The organism is Bacillus sp. V59.32b, assembly GCF_003429085.1.
In the GTDB taxonomy this organism is placed as follows: Bacteria; Bacillota; Bacilli; order Bacillales; family DSM-1321; genus Peribacillus.
Window position 1 is genome coordinate 24,909 of the sequence record NZ_QVTC01000004.1, and the last position, 20,821, is coordinate 45,729.

Here is a 20,821-nt window from a genome sequence, read left to right on the forward strand (position 1 = left end):
AGATAACCTATGGTTAACAAAAAAATGGGTTTCAGCGAACGTACTTAACCGAATCGGCTGTAACTTACCCTTTGCTCGTTTCAATATTTCTTTGTTGATACCCGCAATTCCGACAATCAAAAATAACATTTTGATTGGATTGTGATGTGAGTACAGAATTTAATGCATGCTCCGCCTTACAGCCCGGGCAAATCACAATAGGCATTTCCACATTCATTTCGCATCCCTCCATTCTTAGAATGCGTATGTACCCGGAATTCATGCAGTATCCATGAAACAGAGAATCATTCATTATTTAAAAAACCGCCTTACCAAAGATGGCAAGGCGGTCACACTTTCCTGTTATTGTAGCAGATCAAAAATCTCAATGGTAACCATATCAATGTTATCAAATTGATATTTTGAAGACTTGCCTTTATCACTAAACACTTCCAACTCGAACATATCCGTCTTGCTAAAATATGTAACCTGGCATTTCTTGATTCCATCTATTTCAAAAAAACGCTCCGCTGATTCCGCTTCTTTTGATTGTTCTTGTAGATTTTTCAACCTGGTAAGGATGCCTTGTAATTGAGACACACTACCTCCCCTTTCTAATTAAACCTATATCGATAGGTTTCACTATATCATATATTTCTATCCAATAACTACAATGAATTAATTTCAGAATCTTTTATACGTTTTCTTTACACAGATGAGATAACAGAATAGAATAATAATAATTTGAATGAAGAAAACTTGTGGAGCGGCGAGCCTTTTAAGCCGAAGATAGGTGTAGTCGTGCTCATGCAGACAGGCAAGTGTAACATGTCCTGTCTGCCAGGAATTAGTCAATAGAGGAGGGGTATTTTTGGGGAGTATCATTGAAATCGATAAGAGAATTTCATTAATTGACGGGAACGATCTACAGCGTAAGCTCCGAACTGGAACTTATGTGATAAAAGAGGAAGAAATCACGATTGTCGAGACATCGGCAAGTCCTTCGATTCCTTATGTACTTGAGGGCTTATCAGAAGCAGGAATTCAGCTTGAGGATATCAAATATATCATTTTGACCCATATTCACCTGGACCATGCCGGCGGGGCAGGATTGCTTCTGCAAAAATGTCCGAATGCCAAAGTAATCGTACATAAAAAAGGAGCAAGACATCTTGAGGATCCCACAAGGCTTATAGCCGGAGCCAAAGCTGTGTACGGGGATGACTTTGACAGACTATTTGATCCGATCCTTCCGATTCCTTCTGAAAGGATCATTATAAAGGAAGATCGGGAAATTCTCGCGATCTCAGACACATGCACCCTTACCTTTTACGATACACCGGGTCACGCCAACCACCACCTAAGCATTCATGACGATGTTTCTAACGGAATGTTTTCCGGTGACACAGTCGGCATTTATTATCGCGAGCTGGATCAGGATAACATTGAATTTTACCTGCCATCTACTTCACCGAACCAATTTAATCCTGAAGCAATGCTTGCATCGGCAGACCTATATGAGAGCTTGGGAATCGATCGGGTGTATTTCGGTCATTTTGGTGCTTCACACAATCCTCATCAGGTCTATCAGCAATTAAAATACTGGCTGCCGATTTTTGTGGAAACCGCCAAGAATGCCCATGCATGTAATCCAACCTTTGAAGAAAAGCTGTCTGCCCTATCCTCTGACTTGTATAAAACCGTTCGAGAGTACTTAGCACAAAAAGGAGTGCCCGACAATCACCCGGTGTATGAGATTTTAGCCCTGGATTTGCGGGTTTGCGCCATGGGGCTAATCGATTACTTAATGAAACAGGAGTAAAAGTAAACATTTCAAAGCAGCATTTATCCCTGTGATTGTTTTTTGAGGTATAATGCATAGGAACAATCAATGATCTGGAGGCCCGATATGCAGCAAATTACCGTATATACACAGCCGGATTGCCCACCATGCAAAATAGTCAAAATGTTTTTGCAGGAGTACAATCTCGAGTTCAATGAAAAAGATATTAAAGCTGACCATACAGCAAGAAAAGAATTGACGAATAAGTATGGTTCTTATTCAACTCCGACGGTTGTGATTGACGGAGAAGTTATCATCGGTTTCGATCAGGAGAAACTGATGAAGACCCTTCAAATAGAACACTAAAAAACAGGTCTTCCCCAGCGGAAGACCTGTTTGAATTTGGACTTATGGCGAAATGTATCTTGGAAACATAAGCATGGATTTTCTCCTATATATCGTACTTTTTCTCCTCTTGGACAGGTAGATCGTAAATATGTTCTATAAGCAAGATCCCAATACTGAATAAAGCCTGTTTCGGATTTTCTATAAATTCAACTGAAACCGGCTTATATGGCTGGTCATCGGCTGCTGATTGAGAAATATCCGCTGTCTCTGAAACTGTGCTTCCCTCTGCTTTTTCGTCATCATATAACACATCCGCTATTTTCCACGTTCCATCTTCCTTTACTAACACCACTGTTTCATAATGACTTTCGCTATTAACAGGCCCTTCCACTGAGCCCGGGAAATTTTCCTGGACAAACAACGTATCTGTATCTGATTCGTAAATCACTTCAGTGTTTTCGGAATAACTGAAGAACGGTATATAATAAAAAGCAAAATCCGTTCCTGCTGTCGCATAGCCTCCATCGGTTTTCACCACATTTTCATGGATAAACGTTTTTTTAAATGAATCAGTGAAATGGGTGTCCAATACCTCGTTTATCTCTTCAAGGGATCTGGATTCTTCACTGAGGGAAACCTGCTTTTGGAAAGCTTCCTCCAATAATCCATAAATCTGGCCTCTATGTAGGTCTTGTGCATCAACTTCAGATCCATAAGAAAATAGCAATAGTGAAAGTGTTCCTAGCATAGCTGTTATATATTTTTTCACTTTCATCTCTCCTCACTGTTGTAATGTTCCCCTTTACCCGAGGTTACACCGACAAATGATAGTGTGTACTTCTCTAGTACCCTTCCACAATTCAATAAAAACACAAATTACAACTGGTAAATAAAGGTTTATTGCGAGTGGACCCTACTTTCTTTTCCACAAATATGTTTAATCTAGCCCATAAAAAAGAGACTCCACTGTTTGGAATCTCACGAAATAATCATCGAAATGACAAGTATAAAATATATCCGACAACAAAAACAAAAAAAAAACCGATTGCCAGAAAAATAGGATTTCGTAAATAAGGATGATTTTGGACGTTTTCATTCAATTGCGAATCGAACTCGCCCTTCATCGCCTTTTGGGTTCTTCCTGCACTGATAGTATAGATTAGAGAAACGAGAATAATTCCAATGACGATAAGCATTAGAATCCAGATAAACGTGCTCAAGCTACTTCCCTCCAAGCCCTGTTTTGCTTAGCGTAACTCAAGCCGTATCGATTTATTCGGGGAAGCTTTAAAGAAGCTCGTCATGCTCATAAAGATAAGAATAAGAAAGATCCAAAAATAAATATTCTTCACTATTTAATGGATAGGAGAACGTACGGATTGATTCACCTGTATCAATATCACTGTATAAATCCGATAAAATCCCCTTTTTCTCATATTTCATCTTAATAATATTTTCCAAGAAATAAGGTCGCCAACTCCAGTTTTTATGTAGATATTCCTGTTGGGTGATCCATTCACCGTTTTGCTTCAGCACATTCGGCGATTTTTGGAAGCCCTCTTCGTCACAGATATACAAGCGAAAACACATAGATTCGAACGATTTTCCCAGAGCGCCAAGTAATGCTTCATACGTATCAAGCTTTTTATGCTTATTGAGGAAAGCGTGTATTTCATCATTAAATTGGACTGTTTTTTGATAGACTGTTTCCAACTTTTTCTTTTCATAGGAAATAAAATTGCGGGATTCACTCTGGAATTTCTCACGCAATAGATCTTTATCAATGAAATCCAGTTTAGGAGCCGCTAAATAAAACCCTTGATAATAACGTGCTCCGTTTTTCCAGGCGAATCTTAACTGATAATCCTGTTCGATATGCTCGAATAACAAATTGGCCCCTATTTTTCTGGCCAGCATGCCGAGCGAGAAAAGAATAACCTGGAAAGCATCTCCGCCGGTTTTTCTAAGTTTGTCCAAGTTAATCTTCAGTATATGCGGTGACATCTGCGCGATCCGGTCTAAATGACTTTCCTCACCGAGGTGATCAATCGCGATTTTAATTCCATAGGTTTTATAGTAAGCAAGCAGATGCTGCAATCGCTCAAGATTATGTGAGTAATCCGTGTCGGATAATTCCAGGACGACTCGCCCTATTTCACTCGGTTTCAAATATTTATGGATCATTTCCAAAAAGCTTTCACCCTGGTCAAAAAGCAAAAGATTCGGGTCACGGTTAATAAAAATCAAGAAATTTTCATCATTCTTGACGATTTGCTGCAACGCCTTCTCTAACAAAAGGTTATCCACATCAATCCTGTATTCTTCCGGTATTGTTTGGTCATGAAAAAAAGGGCCAAGACTTATGTCATGCTGAAACCGGCCAAGAATTTCATACCCGATAACACGATGTTCATCCGCGCTGAATATTGGTTGAAAAACCGGTTGAACCTTTTCCGGATTTGTTAAAATCTCCATCGCATCCATGAGTATATCCTCCTATCATGAAGCACTCCATGAAAGAATTATACCATTGCCTCATAAGCAGTGAAATGAAAACAGCCTGTCCCCCTATTTTTTGAAGACCGACGGCATTCCTGTGAAAGAATGCAAATAGTCTATTAGGGAACAGGCTGTTCTACTACTCAGCTATCATTTTATTAAGTTTGATAAACGTGTTGAGGATCATCCTTCTTTTGAAATAGCCTCTTTTTTTGACGACAAGGTCATTTAAAACGGCCACAACCTCCCCGGAATCTTCCAATGATTCAAATCCGGAAATATGAATCCTGATTAATCCCAGATTGGAAGGGATAAACAGTTTTTCACACGTACGGTTCTTCATGATGCCATTCCCTCACTTCTTTAAAGATGGCAGGGATGCTCTCCTAAGGTCCATCATGAGAAGCAAAATTAGAATGGGAAAAACAAAGGTATAACAACAATCATGATCAAACCGATGAATATTTGCAATAAAATTCCAATTAAGGCAAAGTCCTTATATTTATATTCGCCCGCTGTCATGACCAGTGCGTTCGTTGGCGAAGCAACGGGAGTCGAAAAGGCCATCGAGGCAGCAACAGCAACGCATAATAGAAATGGATAAGGACTGTGGTGCATCGTAACGGCGCTTAAGAAAGCGATGGGCGCTATTAAGAAAGCGGTGGCCGCATTCGAAATAAATTGGGCGAGTATCATCGTCAGTAAATAGAACCCCGAAAGAAGAGCGTATGGCCCGAACCCGCCAAGGACTTCGTTTATTCCATTGCTTATCAGCTTCGCTCCTCCTGTATTATTAAGAGCAATCGCCAGAGGAACCATCGCCGCAAGCAGGACAACAGACTCCCAATTTATTTGCTGATAGGCCTCTTCAATCGATCTGATGCATCCGGTTACGATCATCAAAAATGCCGCAGTTAAAACGGACAGGACCGGTGGCATGATATCGACAGCCAGTAGAATAAGCATGATTCCTATGATCCCAGCCGCAATCGGTGCTTTGCCTAATGGATCAGTGTGTTCCTTTTCTTCTGATTCACTGCCGATAACAATGACATCCTGCAGATCCGCGGATATCCTGTTTATATTGTCCCATTCACCATGAATTAAGAGAGCATCTCCAGACTGTAACTGTTCTGTACCCACATCTGCCTGAATGTATTCCCCTTTTCGATTGATCGCCAGCACATTGCACTGATATTTTTCCCGAAAATGGACATCTTTCAGTGTTTGGTTTTCATAATCGGAATGAGGAACGATAAGGATTTCAGTCAGGCCGAATTTGCTGCCAAGGAAATGCTTCTTTATCGCATCAGCATTAAACTTCTTCAGCTCCAGGTCATAATCCTCAGCCAATCTTTTTACGTACTCCTCTTCACCAAAAACAAGAATGATGTCATCCGGATGCAGAATTTCATCTGCTTTAGCAGAGAACGTTTGACTTTTTTGGCGCAACGATTTTTCTTTTATTTTTCTTGTAATTTCTATGACTGTAATTTCATACTTAATCGGCAAAATTAGACCGGAGAGCCTTTCACCGACTATATCTGATTCCTCGGGAATATTTAGATAAAACAATCGGTCATACACTTTGTACATGCCGGCCAGCTCCGAGGCAGAAATATCCTTCCCGCTGTTCCTAGTGGTTACCGCTTCATTCGGAAGCAGCTTCCTGCCTGCCGTAAGCATAAAGATGAGACCCGCCCCCAAAACGACAAGGCCAATCGGCGTAAAATCAAAAACATCAAATGTATCAAATTCATTCTTTCGCAATACATCATTGACAATCATATTAGGCGAATTAGAAATTAACATCAGAACTCCGCCAAGGCTGCTGGCATAGGCAAGCGGAAGCAGGAATCTCGATGGGCTTGTTTTCTGCTTAAGCGCCATGCTGGTCACGATCGGAAGCAACACAGCTACAGTCGCCGTCCCGCTGAACAGGCCGCTGAACAGGCCGCTGAACAGGCCGGCCGTAAGCATGACAATCACAAAAAGCTTCCGCTCACTATTGCCACTCAGGCTAAGAAAATAACTCCCGAGCCTTTCCGCAAGACCGCTGCCAAATGCCCCAGCGCTTACAATATATAATCCGGCAATCATGATCACGACTGGATTCGAGAAGCCTGAAAGGGCCTCTTCCATAGTAAGAATTCCCGTTATACTAAGCACTAATAGTGCGGTTAGGGCAACTAAATCAGCTCGGAATTTCCCTTGAATAAAGGTGGCTATCGTCACAACAATGATAATAAATGTAAAAAGCATGGACTGCGTCATTCGGTACCCCCAGGTAGATGTTCGCTCTTGAAGGATATTTGTCTCTATATTTTTTAATATCCTAATTCTTTTAAAAGCAATGAATAAAAGTATAATATATTCTTCTTTTTATGTATATTGTTTGTTAGTATGAGAAAGTAACACTTATTAGAACTAGATAGGTTGATCATAATGAAAAATAAGATAACCCGCAGATCGTTTCTAAAAAGATCACTTGCGGCCATTCTCGCTTTGTCCGGTCTTAGCGTAAGCGGCAAGTACTACACTCATGAAATTGAACCTAAATGGCTTGATATTAATACTATTTCCATAAATAATCCACTAATCCCGAAAGGATTTAACGGGTTTAGGATCGTTCAGTTCAGCGATACGCATTTAGGATTCCAATTCCAGCTTGCTGACCTGGAATCGATTATCGGAAAAATCAATGATTTGAAACCCGATTTGATCATTTTCACGGGTGACTTGATGGATCATCCCAATCAATACCCCTTTCAAAAGGAGACCATTCCGCTTTTACGGAAATTGCAAGCTCCGCATGGAAAGTTCTGTATATATGGCAACCATGACCATGGCGGGTATGGTTCAAAAATATACGATCATATTATGCGCCAGTCTGACTTTCACGTTCTGCTCAATGCCAATACCTCGATTTCTCTCTTAAATGGAGATGAATTGTTCATTGCAGGCCTTGATGATCCCGTGCTTGGAAATCCTGATTTTGCCGCAGCAACAGCAGGCATCCCGAAAAACAGCTACACGATTCTGCTCTCACATGCTCCCGATCTCGCTGATACAGCGGCAACATACGATATTCAACTGCAGCTGAGCGGCCATAGCCACGGCGGCCAAGTGCAAATCCCATTTGCCGGGGCTCTTATTACACCGCCTTTTGCAGAGAAGTATAAAGAAGGCACTTTTGATATAGACCAATTAAAACTTCATGTGAACAGAGGACTTGGAACAACCCGCCTTCCGTATCGCTTCTTGTCCAGACCGGAGATTACCGTGTTCGATTTAAAGTCTCACTAAATTATTATATCATTAGAGAGGACATGAAAAAACAGCTTTCAGAAATTACCTCTTATGTACGAACAGGCGCTTACTTCTTCTTACAAACAAATCCTAGAATGATATAATAAAAATAGACGGAAAGGTCTATGAAAGGAGTTACCATATGCGTCAAACAGAAGGACAGAGTTCCAGTGAAGATCATTCAGTAAATTTTCTTGCGCAATCACTCTTTGTGGTTAATAAACATGCAAAAACAGCACCAGAACCAAAGTACCTTTATAATTTAAAACGCGCCGCTATAAACAAAATGCTCACAGAAGGCAAAGCCGAGAAAAAAGGATTGCATTTCTCGGACAATCCTAGATTTTCTGCGCAACAATCAGATGTCATCATCGAATGTGGCGATTTTATTTTTCACTTACCCCCAACAAGGGATGATTTAAAAAATTTACCTCACCTAGGAAGCCGCACCGCTCATGTTCGGAATCCAAAGGCAACACTTTCCCTTTCCAAAGCAAAGCAAGTCCTGCAAGACTATGTGGGCAATCTCGAGGAATTAAATAAGGACAAGCCTAAAGGATCCAAGCAACATCAGAAAAATAATTTCCAAAATACGTTCCCGTCCTCATTTCTTGGTAAAGGATTTAAATATTGATTGAGCGCCTTTCTTAGGTGACGATATATACCATTCTATCTAAAAAACGGGTGCCAAAGCATTAGCTTTGGCACCCGTTTTCATTTGCTATAAAATATGCTGGTCTATCAACTGGATCAGCTCTGCAATTTCAGGTTTGCTGACCTGTGCATCAGCGCCTACTATCTGGCCTTTATGACGAAGGTCGTCAGTAATCAGCGAAGAGAAAATGATAACCGGCAATATTCCCAGACCTGCATCCCCTTTAATTCTTTTCGTTAAATGATGCCCATCCATTTGCGGCATTTCCACATCAGTAATGACCATTTGAATTTCTGAGCCAATATCTTTCCCGGAAGCAAGCAGCCCTTCCAGATATTGCAGGGCATCGAGGCCGTTCTCAAAAAATTCAAGGTTCTGAAAACCGGCTTCATTCAATGTATCATGCAGGAGCTTTCTTAAAAGAGGAGAATCTTCTGCGACAACAATCCTTTTATTGGAGCGCTCGCGCTTACCTAATTTCTTAACCTGCTGAATATTGATCCCTGACTCAGGGTTAATATCCACAACAATCTTTTCAAAATCAAGCAATAAAATCATCTCGCTGTTCAATTTAACAACGCCAATAATCTGGCTGTCAATTCCTTGATAGCTTTCAGAAGGCTTCTCAATCTCTCCCCAGGAAATCCGGTGGATTTGCGAAACATTATGAACATGGAAAACTATTTTTAATTGGTTAAATTCAGCAACGATGAATTTATCCAATGCCGGGTTCTCCGCAGGTGGGAAACCTAATGCCTGAGCAACATTGATTACTGGAAGCACTTCCCCGCGCAATTCAATAATGCCTTCCACATTTTGATGGGCGTGAGGCACCAGCGTAACTGGTATAGGATTAATGATTTCCTTAACCTTTATTACATTAATCCCGAATTTATTCTCTCCGATGCCGAACTCGACAATTTCCAATTCATTTGTGCCGCTTTCAAGCAGTATTCCTTTAACATTCTCCATTTAATTCGCCCTTCCTTCGTCTCCAAATCGATAATTAGTCGGACATATTGCAGTAAAAAATAGATATCCTCACAGATTTTTTCGGCAAATTAAATGAATTCTTAATAACAAAGCGATAATTAGATCAGGTTTAATTGCTTTTTTTAGTCTGTCTGCTCTTTATAGAGTGGAAGAGTCATGAATATCTCCGTGCCCTTGCCAGGTTCACTTTCATATTCAATCCCTCCATGATGACTTTCAATGATTGATTTCGTGACCATTACGCCTAAGCCCGTTCCGGTATCCTTTAGTGTAAAAAAGGGTTCACCTATTCTTTCAAGCTGCTGCTGATCCATTCCTATGCCATTATCGGTAATCGCGATCAACGCTTTCCCGTCATGCTTTGTTACATTGATCATCACCCTGCCATTTGTATGATTGATCGATTCTACCGAGTTTTTAATCAAATTATAGAAAACCTGCTTAAGCTTGCCCAAATCGCCGATCAATTTATAATCGTGATGAATGTAATAACTCAAGTCCACACCATTCATATTTGAATACGATTTCATGACATTCATAACATCTTTTATGAGGCTGGAAACTTGGAAGATCTCACGCTTTTCGGAATTTTGCTTCGCAAGATCCAAATAATCAGCAATGATGGACTCTGCCCTTGCCAATTCAGACAATACTAGCTGCATGTATTCTTTGTTCATCGCCGATTCATCATCCTTCATCAGTTGTATAAAGCCTCTAACGACGGTCAACGGGTTTCTAATCTCATGCGCCACACTGGCAGCCAATTCACTGACAACGTTCATCTTTTCTGAATTAATAATTTGTATTCTGAGCAAGTCGTTCTCTTCCATATATTCCTCATAGAAAACCATGGTCAACAGAACTACAGTATAACAAAGGCCACCCATTAGAACGGCCTGGAAAAAGGCATCCGTATAGAAGACGCTTTCGTTATCGCCTGCATTGAAAATAAGCATTGCACCATAAAATGTGAGCACGGATGCCGTGCCGGCCAAAAGCGCATACATATATTTTCGCTTCTTGGAAAACCCGCTCCAAAAATATGAAAAAATAAGAGGAAGTGCATATAAGAAAGGGATCATAATGAACGATGCCAACAATCCTTTGCTACCGAGAAAAATACGTAATAGACTTGTCAGAAGGATAAGTAGAAAAGCATAATTCCTTCCGCAATAAAAAAAGGCGAATATAATGACTAAAGAACGAAAATCATAGGAAACCCCGTTAACACCTGCTATAGGAAAAATCATACTTAATATCGCGGATATGGCCAAAAGCAAAAATCGATGAAATTGATTTCGTCTATTATTCGGGAAGTAATTCATTTTCCCCACAAAACCATGATAAAGAAATACCGGTAAAATAATGATTAATAAATGCAAAAAAACATTTTCCAAGTTTAACATTTTATCATTCCTTAAAAATGTTATAAAAGATAACTATACAACTCCCTTATCATCGGACGTTTAACAAGAAATTTTTACTGTTTAAAAAAACCGGATTCCACTTAACGAAACCCAGTAATAAGACGTCAGCTCTTATTATTTTTTCACAACCAATGTGCTGGCAATCATATCATGCAATCCCTGCTTTTTCTCCGTGAATGCAGCCATAATATAACCGATATAGAAAATTCCAGATAAATACATTGCCATTAATCTTCCAAAAGCTCTCCAAAAGGAAATACGTTCCCCATTTAGATCGGTCACTTTGATTCCAACCAGCTTTTTTCCTACCGTTGCCTGCCATTTTGATGAATGAAGCAAGGTAGAGTAAAGAACGGTTATGATTAACGTTATAACCATCATGACAAGAAAGAAAAACAAAAGTCTCAAGTCTTCTTCCGGTGAAGTATATCCTGTGTCGTTCACGGTTCCTTCAACATAGCCGGAGGTTCCGATAAGGAAAAATCCAATTAGATATAAAATAAAAGCAGGAATCCCTATAATTAACGAATCAATGAGATATGCACCAAAGCGAATCCAAAATCCCGCATATTCCTTCCTTTCTGTCTGAAAATCATTTGATATTACTTGCTCCATTATGTATGCCTCCCAAATATTACAATCAAATTACATTAACATTATAACAAGTTCTCTTATATCTCACCATTATCTGACATAATTCTTAGAACTGCCTTCAAAATTATGAAACATGGGAGGTTAGGTTTTTCCCTGGCACCCGATGTAGTGTAAAATAGATAACAGAAAGGGAGGAACACTGGAATGGAACATTTGCTTAACCCCCGGGTTAAAGATATTGAAATATCCGGAATCAGGAAATTTTATAATATGGTCGCCCATATAGACGATACCATTTCGCTTACGATCGGGCAGCCTGATTTTCCAACGCCGACTCATATTAAGGACTATGCTAAACAAGCAGTTGACGAAAATTTTACCGTTTACACACACAACGCTGGTTTCATCGAGCTTAGGGAAGCGGCGTCATCGTATTTTAACGAAAAGTACGGCTTGGATTATCAAGCGGAAGATGAAATTATCGTTACCGCAGGCGCCAGTGAAGCAATTGACATTATCTTTCGTACGATTTTAACGGCTGATACAGAAGTCATCCTTCCAGGACCTGTCTATCCCGGCTACGAACCGATTATCACGCTTTGCGGGGCGAAACCGGTATACGCGGACACAACCGGTAACGGATTCAAGCTTACGGCTGAGATTTTGGAAACGTACATAACCGAAAAAACAAGATGTATCGTACTGCCCTACCCTTCCAATCCTACGGGTGTATCCCTTACAGCCAAAGAGCTCATGGATATTGCGGAACTGGTAAAGGATAAAGATATATTTGTTCTTGCCGATGAGATATACAGTGAGTTGGTATACGATCAAAAACATATCTCTATTGCTTCTTTTATCAAGGAACAGACCATCGTGATTAACGGACTTTCGAAATCCCATTCGATGACCGGTTGGAGAATTGGATTCATTCTTGCTCCGGCAGCCATTTGTAAACATATCCTCAAAGTCCATCAATATAACGTAACCTGCGCTGCCTCCGTATCACAAAAGGCGGCTTATGCAGCCCTGACGGAAGGCATTGATGACGCAAGACCAATGAAAGAGGAATATGCAAAAAGAAGGGAGTATGTATATTATCGGCTGAATCAGATGAATTTACAGGTTGTTAAACCGGACGGGGCTTTTTATTTTTTCGTCAAGCTGCCGGATGGCTATAAAAGTTCACTGGATTTTTGCCTGGAGCTCGTGGAAAAAGCCAAGGTTGCCGTGGTGCCGGGTGATGCATTTTCACAGCTTGGCGAAGGGTATTTCCGTCTTTCCTATGCCTATTCAATGGACACACTTGCAACCGCCATGGACCGAATAGAAACATTTTTAAAGTGAACACTGAAAAAGCATATCCTCCTAATAAAGGGGGATATGCTTTTTCGAATTCATTCATTTCCTTGCCAGTATTTATAAAGCGCCTGGGTGCCGCTGTCTTCTTCTCCGGCTTCAGCCAGCCGGTCGTACAGCGCTTTTGCGAGCGAAAGGCCGGGCGCTTCCATTCCCAGCTTCTCCGCTTCCTGCAGGGCAATATTCATGTCTTTAATAAAATGCTTGATAAAAAAACCTGGTTCAAAATCACCCTCTACCATTTTCGGTGCAAGATTAGATAGAGACCAGCTCCCAGCGGCTCCTGATGAGATTGTTTGTAACACCTTTTCAGGATTCAAGCCTGCTTTTTTTGCATATACAACCGCTTCACTGACACCGATCATATTAGATGCGATCGCAATCTGGTTGCACATTTTCGTATGCTGTCCCGAACCGGCCGGACCCTGATAGACAATGTTGGTGCCGATTATTTTAAAAAGTGGCTTAACCGCCTCGAAATCGGTTTCATCCCCTCCGGCCATAATCGCCAGCCTCGCTTCTTTTGCGCCAATGTCTCCGCCGGAAACCGGAGCATCGATGGCATGCATGCCTTTATTCTTCGCCTCTGAAAAAATTTTGCCGGCAAGCGTCGGAGTGGATGTTGTCATATCTATTAAATACGTATTTTCACGTCCGTTTTTGATAATGCCCTCATCTCCCAGATAAATCTCTTCCACATCATGCGGATAGCCGACAATGGAAATGATCACATTCGCTTGCAGCGCCATTTCCTTTGGAGAATCAGCCCACTCTGCTCCATTTTCCAGCAATTCTTTCGCTTTTTCCTTCGTTCGGGTATATACGATCAGCCTGTAGCCTGCTTCAAGCAGATGGCCCGCCATGCTTTTTCCCATGACGCCAGTGCCGATGAAACCAATCGTTGTATCGTCCTTATTTAAAACCATTTGTTTCACTCCTACCTGATTATATCGACTTTATCATTCCGCCATCGACCAAAAAGGCGCTACCGGTCATGTACGTATTTGCGTCAGACACAAGGAAAGTGACCACCCTTGCAAACTCCTCCGGCTCCCCATATCTGCCCAGCGGAATATTACTTTTCACGTTTTTTTCCACTTCCTCAACCGAAATACCCTTTTTCTCCGCGTTCACCTCATCAAGGTGGCGGACGCGATCGGTTGCAATTCTGCCCGGCGCAACTGTATTTATAATAATTCCATTCGGAGCGAACTCTTCGGCGAGCGTTTTTGACAATCCGACGATCGCGGTCCGAAACGTGTTTGAAAGAATCAGCCCGGGAATCGGCTCTTTAATCGAAGAAGAGGCAATATTGATGATCTTTCCGCCTCGTTCTTTTAAGTAAGGCAGACATTCACGGATTGTTCGTATGTAGCTTAATAGATTGAGTTCAAAGGAATTTTGCCATTCATTATCCGTCATTTGCTCAAATGATCCTGCAGGGGGCCCCCCGGCATTATTAACGAGAATATCAATCCCACCAAATTCAGATGCCGCTTTCTCGACCATCTCTTTTATTTCTTCATAGTTCCTAACATCTGCCTGAGAATAGATAATCCTGCCTTCGCCTAATTCGGAAAGCTCGCTTTGAACGGCGGCTAGCTTATTTTCATCCCTGCTGACAATGAGCACATTCGCTCCCTCTTTCAGCAATTCCGCAGCGATTGCTTTACCTAGCCCTTTGCTGGATGCGACGACAATCGCATTTTTACCATGTAATTGATAATCCATTTTCCTCACTCCCTTTCTTCTTTCGAATGGTCATACATGTTTTCAGAAAATTGTTTCAATATCTTCATTATACATTTTTGAAGAGAAAACTGTATGAACTAGGCCTGAGAAAATTTAAACATAAAAAGGCCGGCTGAGCGAACTCAGACCGGCTTCAAAAGGGGGAAATGAGAATGTCAGCTGCTTTAATCGAGCTAAACCAACTGTACTTAGTAAACATATACCCGCCATAAAAGTTGATAAACCTCTTTTTTAAAAAAATTTCAAAGATTTTTCCCGTTTGTTTCGATCACCTGTTTATACCAGAAATAACTATCCTTCTTAATCCTGCGAAGATCGTGTTGTCCTTCTTCATGCTGATTCACGTATACAAAACCATAACGTTTTTGGAAGCCGTTCAACCAGCTCAGCAGATCCGTAAATGACCATGTACAATACCCCATCATTTCAACGCCATCTGTAATCGCTTCTTGAATCGCTTGAAGATGTGTACGAAGGTATTCAATTCGGTAATCATCATGTATGACATCATTTTCTTCCAGCTTGTCATATTCTCCAAGACCGTTTTCGCTGATCAGGATTGGAAGGCCATAGCGGCTTGTAATCCGCCGCAAACCAATGCGTAAACCGGTCGGATCAATATTCCAATCCCAGTTTGTTGTATCTAAATGAGGATTCTTGATCGTTTTATAAACACCAGGTATTCCTCTATCCTCTGATGCCCTTTCTTTCCGGAAGTATTAAAATGTCCCTCGGTTATTCCTTCCAACGGATTTAGTTCATATGTAGTTGTTTGATAGTAATTGACTCCCATAAAATCTGGTTTGCCTTCTTGCAATAACGCAAAATCGCCCGCTTCCACCTTAGGGGCAATTCCTTTGGACTCTAAATAATTCCACGCTGCTTTTGGATACTTGCCCCATGCATATACATCCATCCACCAATGATTCGTAAACTCCTCTGCATTTTCAGCTGCTAGGATATCGATTGGTTTCGAGGAAAATGTATAGGCAGGTGAGTAAGCAAAGCTTGGCCCGATTTTTCCATCGCTGACGTACTTTCTGAATTCCTTTATTGCGTTTGCATTAGCAAGGCTCGCATGATGGTTCACTTGATAAAAAAGTTTATCTTCCTTAACGCCTGGTGGATGGGCTGCCCATTGATAGCCAAGCATGGGGAAAATATTTTGTTCGTTTAAGCTGACCCAGTATTTCACCCGAGCCCCAAACCGCTTAAACAAAGTTATGCTATAGTTCGTAAAATCCTCAACGATTTGCCTTGATTCCCATCCGCCATACTCATCTTGCAGCACTTGTGGTAAATCCCAATGATAAAGCGTCAGTACAGGCTCGATATTATACTTAATTAATTGGTTAATTAAATCATCATAGAACGCTAACCCTTTTTCGTTGATTTCTCCTTTTCCTTTCGGGTAAATACGTGACCAGGCAACTGAAAAACGATAAGCCTTCATACCCATTTCTGCCATCAAGCGCACATCTTCCTCGTAGCGATGGTAATGGTCAACAGCCACATCCCCAGTCGTGCCTTTAAAGGTTTTACCAGGAATCCGGACAAAATTATCCCAAATGGAAGACCCTTTTCCATCTTCGTTCCAGGCCCCTTCAACTTGATAAGCAGCAGAGGCTGCACCCCATAAGAATTTTTCGGGAAATGGCTTTAACTCTTTATGTATCATCTTATTCACTCCTTAAGTCAGAACGCTTAAGTGATTTTTAGTTTCGTTTAAGTGGAGGAAGTTTTCGTTTAAATGGATCTGTTTCATGCTTACATCCTTTTATCCCTTTTCATAATGAATTCAAAAAAAACGATGGTCCTGGTGCATTGGCGGCACCAGAACCTATCATTCGTTATCATGCTTCTATCTTAGAAAAAAATTGTGGCAAATGTTCTTTATGCGCTTCCATCATTTCATCAAGAATTTGTTTACCAATCGTATCGGACGGTGTAAGTGGGTTAATGGTCATGGCAAGTAGTGCCGTGTTATAGTCACCCGTTACAGCCGCTTCTGCAGTCACTCTTTCAAATGATTTGATTTGCTGTACGAGACCGCGGACCGGGACAGGAAGGTCGCCCATCACAATCGGCTTAGGTCCATCTTTAGTAATGACACAGCTTACTTCAACAGCCGAATCGGCAGGAATGCTGGCGATTGCACCGTTGTTCATCGTATTAACCGGCTGAATATCACGCTTGTCATTATAAATGGAAGTGATTAAACGAACCGCTGCATCCGAATAGTATGCCCCTCCGCGTTGTTCTAATTGAGACGGCTTGATATCTAGATTTGGATCCTTATAAAGTTCGAATAGTTCTTTTTCTAATTTTTGGACCACTTCGGCACGAGTCCCGTCTTTATCAGCATTCTCCAGATCTTTATCAATCATTTCTTTCGTTTTGTAGTAGTACATATGATATGGGCAGGTAAGCACATTTAATGCTTTGACGAAGCCAGGCTCCCAGCCTAGTCCCTGAATGTTTTTAACAAAACTGCTGCTGTTTCGGTCTGTTAGCAGGTCGATCACTTTATCCTTCACACTTTCCCCGTCCACATAAACGTCCAATCCATAGACCATATGGTTAAGTCCGGCGAAATCGATACGTATCCGTGAGTGATCAACATCCAATAGCTTGGCGATGCCCATTTCCATCCCAATTGGAACATTGCATAAGCCAACTACTTTTTTAATAGAAGAGTAGCGTAATACCGCTTCAGTTACCATCCCTGCCGGATTTGTGAAATTAATGAGCCAGGCGTTTGGACATAATTCTTCCATATCCCGGCAAATATCCAAAATGACAGGGATCGTACGCAAACCTTTAAATAATCCACCTGGGCCGTTCGTTTCCTGGCCGAGAACCCCGTATTTTAACGGGATTCTTTCGTCCTTTGCACGGGCATCAAGAAAACCAACCCGGAATTGGGTGGTCACAAAGTCAGCATTTTTCAAGGCGGCCCTGCGATCAAGTGTCAGATTTACTTCAATCGGAACTCCAGCCTTTTCAATCATCCGTTTAGCAAGATTTCCTACAATCTCTAACTTTTCCTTTCCTGCCTCAATATCTACCAGCCATAGTTCACTTACTGGAAACTCTTCATATCTTTTAATAAATCCTTCAACAAGCTCTGGAGTATAACTGGATCCTCCGCCTATTGTAGCGATTTTGATGCCTTTTTTCATAATCTTATACCTCCTGATTGTTTGATACTTTCATATAAATCTACAAATTCAGTGGCTAGATCCTTCATTGTAATAGCGTTCATCAGGTGGTCTTGGGCATGAATCATTAAAAGGGATACCTCGTTTCTTTCACCTTTGACTTCTCTCTGAATCAAGGATGTCTGGATACGGTGGGCCTCGTTTAATGCATCTGCGGATTCTTTTAGCTTTTCTCTTGCCACTGCAAAGTTACCCTGTTTAGCCGCTGCAATTGCTTCCATAGCAGAGCTTTTTCCATTTCCCCCATGGAGGATAATTTGAAAAACAATTTGCTCTTGATTGTCCATTTGTCTCTCTCCTTTAAACAAAAAATTGATTGGCTACCTCCGTATATGTGACCAATTCAATTTTCTTGTCTGCAATTGCCTCTTGAACCCGTTTGTCAGTCAATATCGCGAGCTCTCTTACACGCTGAAGCGCATAGGAACTTCCGGTGAGAAGCGGCTCATCTATATAAGCTGGATGAGTCATAATTTCCGCCGTTTCATAAGGCAAAACGGTATCTAATAATCCAATGAAATACTCCAATGTTAACTCATCGCCGTAAAAATCATGATTAAAATATTGTGCGGTTTGCAATTTCACATTGCTCATATGTTGAGGATTAGCAGATACCTTGCGGATTGGAATACGATATTTTTCAGCTAGCCTTTCCACGGTTGGATAGATTTTTTGATGGCCATGAAGATGATGATGGCTATCGATATGTGTCGGCTTTAAGCCTAGTGCAAAAAAGCGTTCGATCTGAGAAGCATATTCATTTTCGATATCAGCAAGCTCGGCGAACTGTTCAATCCCGGCCATTTTGTGAAAGACTCCTTTTTCATTAACAAGAGAAGGAACATGATCACAAACCGGGGCTCCACAATCCAATACAAGATGGATACCTACCCCAAGGCCAGGATTTTCAAGTGCCAGAGCTGCAGCATGTGCAGCTCTTGGCATATTCGTCATCATGGTTGCCGAGGTTACCACTCCGTTTTGGTACGCTTCAATGATGCCCAGATTAACTCCTTTGGAATAACCAAAATCGTCTGCGTTAATGATTAGTTTTGTCACTTAAACCACCTCAGGCCGGAATTTCGTTATTTTTGTTGGCATCGACCGATGAAGTTCCACGTTCTTCCGCAAATTTTTGCTTATCCCATATTTTAAAGAAAGGATAATAGATCGCGAAGGCGACAGCAAAATTGACTAATTGCAGCACGGCACCGGAGATTTTTCCGCCTGTGGCAAGATAGCCTCCGATAATCGGCGGCATCGTCCAAGGGACAGCGATGCCTGCAGGCTTGGCAACCAAGCCGGTTTGCATGGCAAGATACGTTATGATAACCGTTACAAGTGGTGTTAATATGAATGGAACGATCATAATTGGATTCATGACAATCGGCATCCCGAACGTAATCGGTTCGTTAATATTAAAGATTCCGGGACCAATTGCCAATCTTCCCAATTGTTTCATCTGTTGGCTCTTCGCCAGGAACATCATCGTGAATACAAGCGCGAATGTCGCTCCGCTTCCCCCCATATGGATAAAGATTTCAAAAAATTGGGATGTGAAAATATTGGGCACTTCCTCCCCGGCCTGGAAGGCTATCCGGTTTTCATCCATCGCTGATAACCAAATCGGGCTCATAATGCCCCCTACGATTGTGGCACCATGTAACCCGGTAGACCATAGCAGGTGGATAAGAAACGCGGCCACTAAACTCCCGATCAGGCTGCTGCCCAATAAACCAAGCGGTTTCCCTAAAATTTCCCCGACAATGTTATGCAAGCTGGCGAAATCCGTCTGTTCTACAAGTAATCGCAATACCCATATTAATGTTATGATAAAAAATCCTGGAATCAGGGCAATAAATGATTTACTTACAGCAGGCGGAACCCCATCCGGCATTCTGATGACAATGTTCTTTTGGATGATGAAACGGTAAATCTCAGTAGAGAGTATAGCGATAAGCATCGCCACGAATAAACCTTTACTTCCCATCAATGCGGAAGGAATGACTCCTCCCACGATAACTTCTTCCGTTGCTCCTGCAGGCAAGAATGGAACTTGGTACGGAGTTGCCAGCAAGAAAGCCGCAACCGAAATAGCACCTGCCGATAATGCGTCCACATCATACTTTTCCGCTAACCGATAAGCAATCCCGAAGGCTGCGATCAGTGCCATAATATCAAAGGTTGCTCCGACTGGATAGGTTAGTTTCGATAGCCAGGCATCCCCAAACATACTGGCCATAAATTCTTCATAACCGGGAATTGGCAGGAAGCCTAGGATGAGGAATACGGAACCAACTATGATTAAAGGCATCGTTAAGATAATTCCATCGCGCAGAGCTTGTAAATGCCTTTGGCCGGCTATCCGGGCCGCTGCCGGCATTACTTTGTTTTCAAGGATATCGTTAAACCTGCTCATACCGTTCACTCCCCCTATTTAGCTGCTAATTGTTTAGCGAATTTTAATACCTCTGGACCATTGCACGTTCCGTAATGCACCGTATTGATGACATCAACCGGGATTCCTTTTTCGTCCCCTATCTTTTTTAACTGTGGCAGCATGTACCTGACCTGCGGACCAACAAGCAATACATCTGCTTGACCAATATGATTTCGCACCGCATCCCCGGGGACTGCCCAAATCTTACAATCCAACCCTTCCTCTTGCGCACTTTTTTCCATTTTTGTGACTAGTAGACTTGTTGACATTCCGGCTGCGCAGCATAGTAGAATATTCACTTAATCTCCCCCTTGCAAATTTAGTAGATATGATGCTTTATCTGATTTAATTTTATTATGAAAACGCTTTCATCTACACTCATTCTTTTTCCGTTGCTTAACGGAAAACTATATGTAAGGACGGTTTTAAAAAAAAACTATCTTCAGTATTGAGGTTCTCCTC

General features: G+C 41.5%; 22 protein-coding genes and 1 pseudogene. 5 read left to right on the forward strand and 18 right to left on the reverse strand.

Features of this window, described 5'->3' with window-relative positions; genetic code table 11:
* Positions 1 to 64: 64 nt before the first annotated feature.
* Together D0463_RS19255 and D0463_RS00910 are read right to left on the reverse strand one after the other, a co-directional pair.
* A complete protein-coding gene (locus D0463_RS19255) occupies positions 65 to 217 on the reverse strand; it encodes a hypothetical protein (RefSeq protein WP_160118336.1) in 153 nt (50 codons plus the stop codon).
* Between the two features lie 125 nt (positions 218 to 342).
* Positions 343 to 579 carry a DUF1797 family protein gene (locus D0463_RS00910; RefSeq protein ID WP_117304078.1) on the reverse strand — a complete coding sequence of 79 codons (237 nt, stop codon included), beginning with the start codon at positions 577 to 579 and terminating at the stop codon, positions 343 to 345.
* A 271-nt stretch (positions 580 to 850) separates the two neighbouring features.
* On the opposite strand from D0463_RS00910, the gene D0463_RS00915 reads away from it, so the two are divergent.
* The gene (locus D0463_RS00915; RefSeq protein WP_117304080.1) at positions 851 to 1,801 is read left to right on the forward strand and encodes an MBL fold metallo-hydrolase; all 951 of its coding nucleotides are present in this window, start codon (positions 851 to 853) and stop codon (positions 1,799 to 1,801) included.
* Between the two features lie 87 nt (positions 1,802 to 1,888).
* Complete coding sequence (locus D0463_RS00920) at positions 1,889 to 2,128, forward strand: glutaredoxin family protein (protein ID WP_117304082.1); 240 nt, start codon at positions 1,889 to 1,891, stop codon at positions 2,126 to 2,128.
* Positions 2,129 to 2,213: 85 nt separating this feature from the next.
* Here D0463_RS00920 and D0463_RS00925 read toward each other — a convergent pair whose 3' ends face one another.
* The 5 genes from D0463_RS00925 to D0463_RS00945 all read right to left on the reverse strand — a co-directional run bounded on the left by D0463_RS00925 (position 2,214) and on the right by D0463_RS00945 (position 6,883).
* Positions 2,214 to 2,879, reverse strand: coding sequence for a DUF3993 domain-containing protein (locus D0463_RS00925; RefSeq protein WP_160118337.1), 666 nt, complete (start codon positions 2,877 to 2,879; stop codon positions 2,214 to 2,216).
* Between the two features lie 220 nt (positions 2,880 to 3,099).
* Positions 3,100 to 3,330, reverse strand: a complete 231-nt coding sequence (locus tag D0463_RS00930; RefSeq protein WP_230129280.1) for a hypothetical protein — start codon at positions 3,328 to 3,330, stop codon at positions 3,100 to 3,102.
* A 67-nt stretch (positions 3,331 to 3,397) separates the two neighbouring features.
* A complete protein-coding gene (locus D0463_RS00935; RefSeq protein WP_117304087.1) occupies positions 3,398 to 4,594 on the reverse strand; it encodes an EAL domain-containing protein in 1,197 nt (398 codons plus the stop codon).
* 154 nt (positions 4,595 to 4,748) lie between these two features.
* On the reverse strand, positions 4,749 to 4,952 hold the full coding sequence (locus D0463_RS00940; protein WP_117304089.1) for a hypothetical protein: 204 nt from the start codon (positions 4,950 to 4,952) through the stop codon (positions 4,749 to 4,751).
* 68 nt (positions 4,953 to 5,020) lie between these two features.
* Positions 5,021 to 6,883 (reverse strand): SLC13 family permease, encoded by a 1,863-nt coding sequence (locus tag D0463_RS00945; RefSeq protein WP_117304091.1) that lies wholly within the window; start codon positions 6,881 to 6,883, stop codon positions 5,021 to 5,023.
* Between the two features lie 171 nt (positions 6,884 to 7,054).
* Here D0463_RS00945 and D0463_RS00950 point away from each other — a divergent pair, with 171 nt between their 5' ends.
* Positions 7,055 to 7,915: a metallophosphoesterase gene (locus D0463_RS00950; protein ID WP_117304093.1), complete on the forward strand. Its 861-nt coding sequence runs from the start codon at positions 7,055 to 7,057 to the stop codon at positions 7,913 to 7,915.
* Positions 7,916 to 8,060: 145 nt separating this feature from the next.
* The gene (locus D0463_RS00955) at positions 8,061 to 8,552 is read left to right on the forward strand and encodes a YkyB family protein (protein WP_117304095.1); all 492 of its coding nucleotides are present in this window, start codon (positions 8,061 to 8,063) and stop codon (positions 8,550 to 8,552) included.
* Positions 8,553 to 8,639: 87 nt separating this feature from the next.
* Here D0463_RS00955 and D0463_RS00960 read toward each other — a convergent pair whose 3' ends face one another.
* The 3 genes from D0463_RS00960 to D0463_RS00970 all read right to left on the reverse strand — a co-directional run bounded on the left by D0463_RS00960 (position 8,640) and on the right by D0463_RS00970 (position 11,608).
* A complete protein-coding gene (locus D0463_RS00960) occupies positions 8,640 to 9,545 on the reverse strand; it encodes a chemotaxis protein (protein WP_117304098.1) in 906 nt (301 codons plus the stop codon).
* Between the two features lie 143 nt (positions 9,546 to 9,688).
* Positions 9,689 to 10,573, reverse strand: a complete 885-nt coding sequence (locus D0463_RS00965) for a sensor histidine kinase (protein ID WP_254052679.1) — start codon at positions 10,571 to 10,573, stop codon at positions 9,689 to 9,691.
* A gap of 534 nt (positions 10,574 to 11,107) precedes the next feature.
* Positions 11,108 to 11,608, reverse strand: coding sequence for an RDD family protein (locus D0463_RS00970; RefSeq protein WP_117304102.1), 501 nt, complete (start codon positions 11,606 to 11,608; stop codon positions 11,108 to 11,110).
* 183 nt (positions 11,609 to 11,791) lie between these two features.
* Here D0463_RS00970 and D0463_RS00975 point away from each other — a divergent pair, with 183 nt between their 5' ends.
* The gene (locus D0463_RS00975) at positions 11,792 to 12,934 is read left to right on the forward strand and encodes an aminotransferase A (RefSeq protein WP_117304104.1); all 1,143 of its coding nucleotides are present in this window, start codon (positions 11,792 to 11,794) and stop codon (positions 12,932 to 12,934) included.
* Positions 12,935 to 12,984: 50 nt separating this feature from the next.
* Here D0463_RS00975 and D0463_RS00980 read toward each other — a convergent pair whose 3' ends face one another.
* From D0463_RS00980 to D0463_RS01015, 8 genes and pseudogenes are all read right to left on the reverse strand, one after another.
* Positions 12,985 to 13,872, reverse strand: coding sequence for an NAD(P)-dependent oxidoreductase (locus tag D0463_RS00980; protein ID WP_117304106.1), 888 nt, complete (start codon positions 13,870 to 13,872; stop codon positions 12,985 to 12,987).
* A 19-nt stretch (positions 13,873 to 13,891) separates the two neighbouring features.
* The gene (locus D0463_RS00985; RefSeq protein ID WP_117304108.1) at positions 13,892 to 14,677 is read right to left on the reverse strand and encodes an SDR family oxidoreductase; all 786 of its coding nucleotides are present in this window, start codon (positions 14,675 to 14,677) and stop codon (positions 13,892 to 13,894) included.
* Between the two features lie 263 nt (positions 14,678 to 14,940).
* Positions 14,941 to 16,376: pseudogene (locus D0463_RS00990) on the reverse strand (glycoside hydrolase family 1 protein).
* Between the two features lie 175 nt (positions 16,377 to 16,551).
* Positions 16,552 to 17,880, reverse strand: a complete 1,329-nt coding sequence (locus D0463_RS00995) for a 6-phospho-beta-glucosidase (RefSeq protein ID WP_117304110.1) — start codon at positions 17,878 to 17,880, stop codon at positions 16,552 to 16,554.
* Positions 17,877 to 18,206, reverse strand: coding sequence for a PTS lactose/cellobiose transporter subunit IIA (locus D0463_RS01000; protein WP_117304112.1), 330 nt, complete (start codon positions 18,204 to 18,206; stop codon positions 17,877 to 17,879). Before D0463_RS01000 ends, D0463_RS00995 begins: the two co-directional genes overlap by 4 nt.
* A 13-nt stretch (positions 18,207 to 18,219) precedes the next feature.
* On the reverse strand, positions 18,220 to 18,978 hold the full coding sequence (gene chbG / locus D0463_RS01005) for a chitin disaccharide deacetylase (protein ID WP_117304113.1): 759 nt from the start codon (positions 18,976 to 18,978) through the stop codon (positions 18,220 to 18,222).
* A gap of 10 nt (positions 18,979 to 18,988) precedes the next feature.
* Positions 18,989 to 20,338: a PTS cellobiose transporter subunit IIC gene (gene celB / locus D0463_RS01010; protein WP_117304115.1), complete on the reverse strand. Its 1,350-nt coding sequence runs from the start codon at positions 20,336 to 20,338 to the stop codon at positions 18,989 to 18,991.
* Between the two features lie 14 nt (positions 20,339 to 20,352).
* Positions 20,353 to 20,658, reverse strand: coding sequence for a PTS sugar transporter subunit IIB (locus D0463_RS01015; protein WP_117304118.1), 306 nt, complete (start codon positions 20,656 to 20,658; stop codon positions 20,353 to 20,355).
* Positions 20,659 to 20,821 lie beyond the last annotated feature (163 nt).

Excerpts from the sequence above, each read along its gene's own strand:
- D0463_RS00980 (WP_117304106.1), bottom strand. The coding sequence starts at position 13,872 with ATGGTTTTAAATAAGGACGATACAACGATTGGTTTCATCGGCACTGGC.
- D0463_RS00965 (WP_254052679.1), bottom strand. The coding sequence starts at position 10,573 with ATGTATGCGCTTTTGGCCGGCACGGCATCCGTGCTCACATTTTATGGT.
- celB (WP_117304115.1), bottom strand. The coding sequence starts at position 20,338 with ATGAGCAGGTTTAACGATATCCTTGAAAACAAAGTAATGCCGGCAGCG.
- D0463_RS19255 (WP_160118336.1), bottom strand. The coding sequence starts at position 217 with ATGAATGTGGAAATGCCTATTGTGATTTGCCCGGGCTGTAAGGCGGAG.
- D0463_RS00970 (WP_117304102.1), bottom strand. The coding sequence starts at position 11,608 with ATGGAGCAAGTAATATCAAATGATTTTCAGACAGAAAGGAAGGAATAT.
- D0463_RS00920 (WP_117304082.1), top strand. The coding sequence starts at position 1,889 with ATGCAGCAAATTACCGTATATACACAGCCGGATTGCCCACCATGCAAA.
- D0463_RS00935 (WP_117304087.1), bottom strand. The coding sequence starts at position 4,594 with ATGGATGCGATGGAGATTTTAACAAATCCGGAAAAGGTTCAACCGGTT.
- D0463_RS00950 (WP_117304093.1), top strand. The coding sequence starts at position 7,055 with ATGAAAAATAAGATAACCCGCAGATCGTTTCTAAAAAGATCACTTGCG.
- D0463_RS00945 (WP_117304091.1), bottom strand. The coding sequence starts at position 6,883 with ATGACGCAGTCCATGCTTTTTACATTTATTATCATTGTTGTGACGATA.
- D0463_RS00960 (WP_117304098.1), bottom strand. The coding sequence starts at position 9,545 with ATGGAGAATGTTAAAGGAATACTGCTTGAAAGCGGCACAAATGAATTG.
- D0463_RS01000 (WP_117304112.1), bottom strand. The coding sequence starts at position 18,206 with ATGGACAATCAAGAGCAAATTGTTTTTCAAATTATCCTCCATGGGGGA.
- D0463_RS00975 (WP_117304104.1), top strand. The coding sequence starts at position 11,792 with ATGGAACATTTGCTTAACCCCCGGGTTAAAGATATTGAAATATCCGGA.
- D0463_RS00940 (WP_117304089.1), bottom strand. The coding sequence starts at position 4,952 with ATGAAGAACCGTACGTGTGAAAAACTGTTTATCCCTTCCAATCTGGGA.
- D0463_RS00955 (WP_117304095.1), top strand. The coding sequence starts at position 8,061 with ATGCGTCAAACAGAAGGACAGAGTTCCAGTGAAGATCATTCAGTAAAT.
- D0463_RS00995 (WP_117304110.1), bottom strand. The coding sequence starts at position 17,880 with ATGAAAAAAGGCATCAAAATCGCTACAATAGGCGGAGGATCCAGTTAT.
- D0463_RS00985 (WP_117304108.1), bottom strand. The coding sequence starts at position 14,677 with ATGGATTATCAATTACATGGTAAAAATGCGATTGTCGTCGCATCCAGC.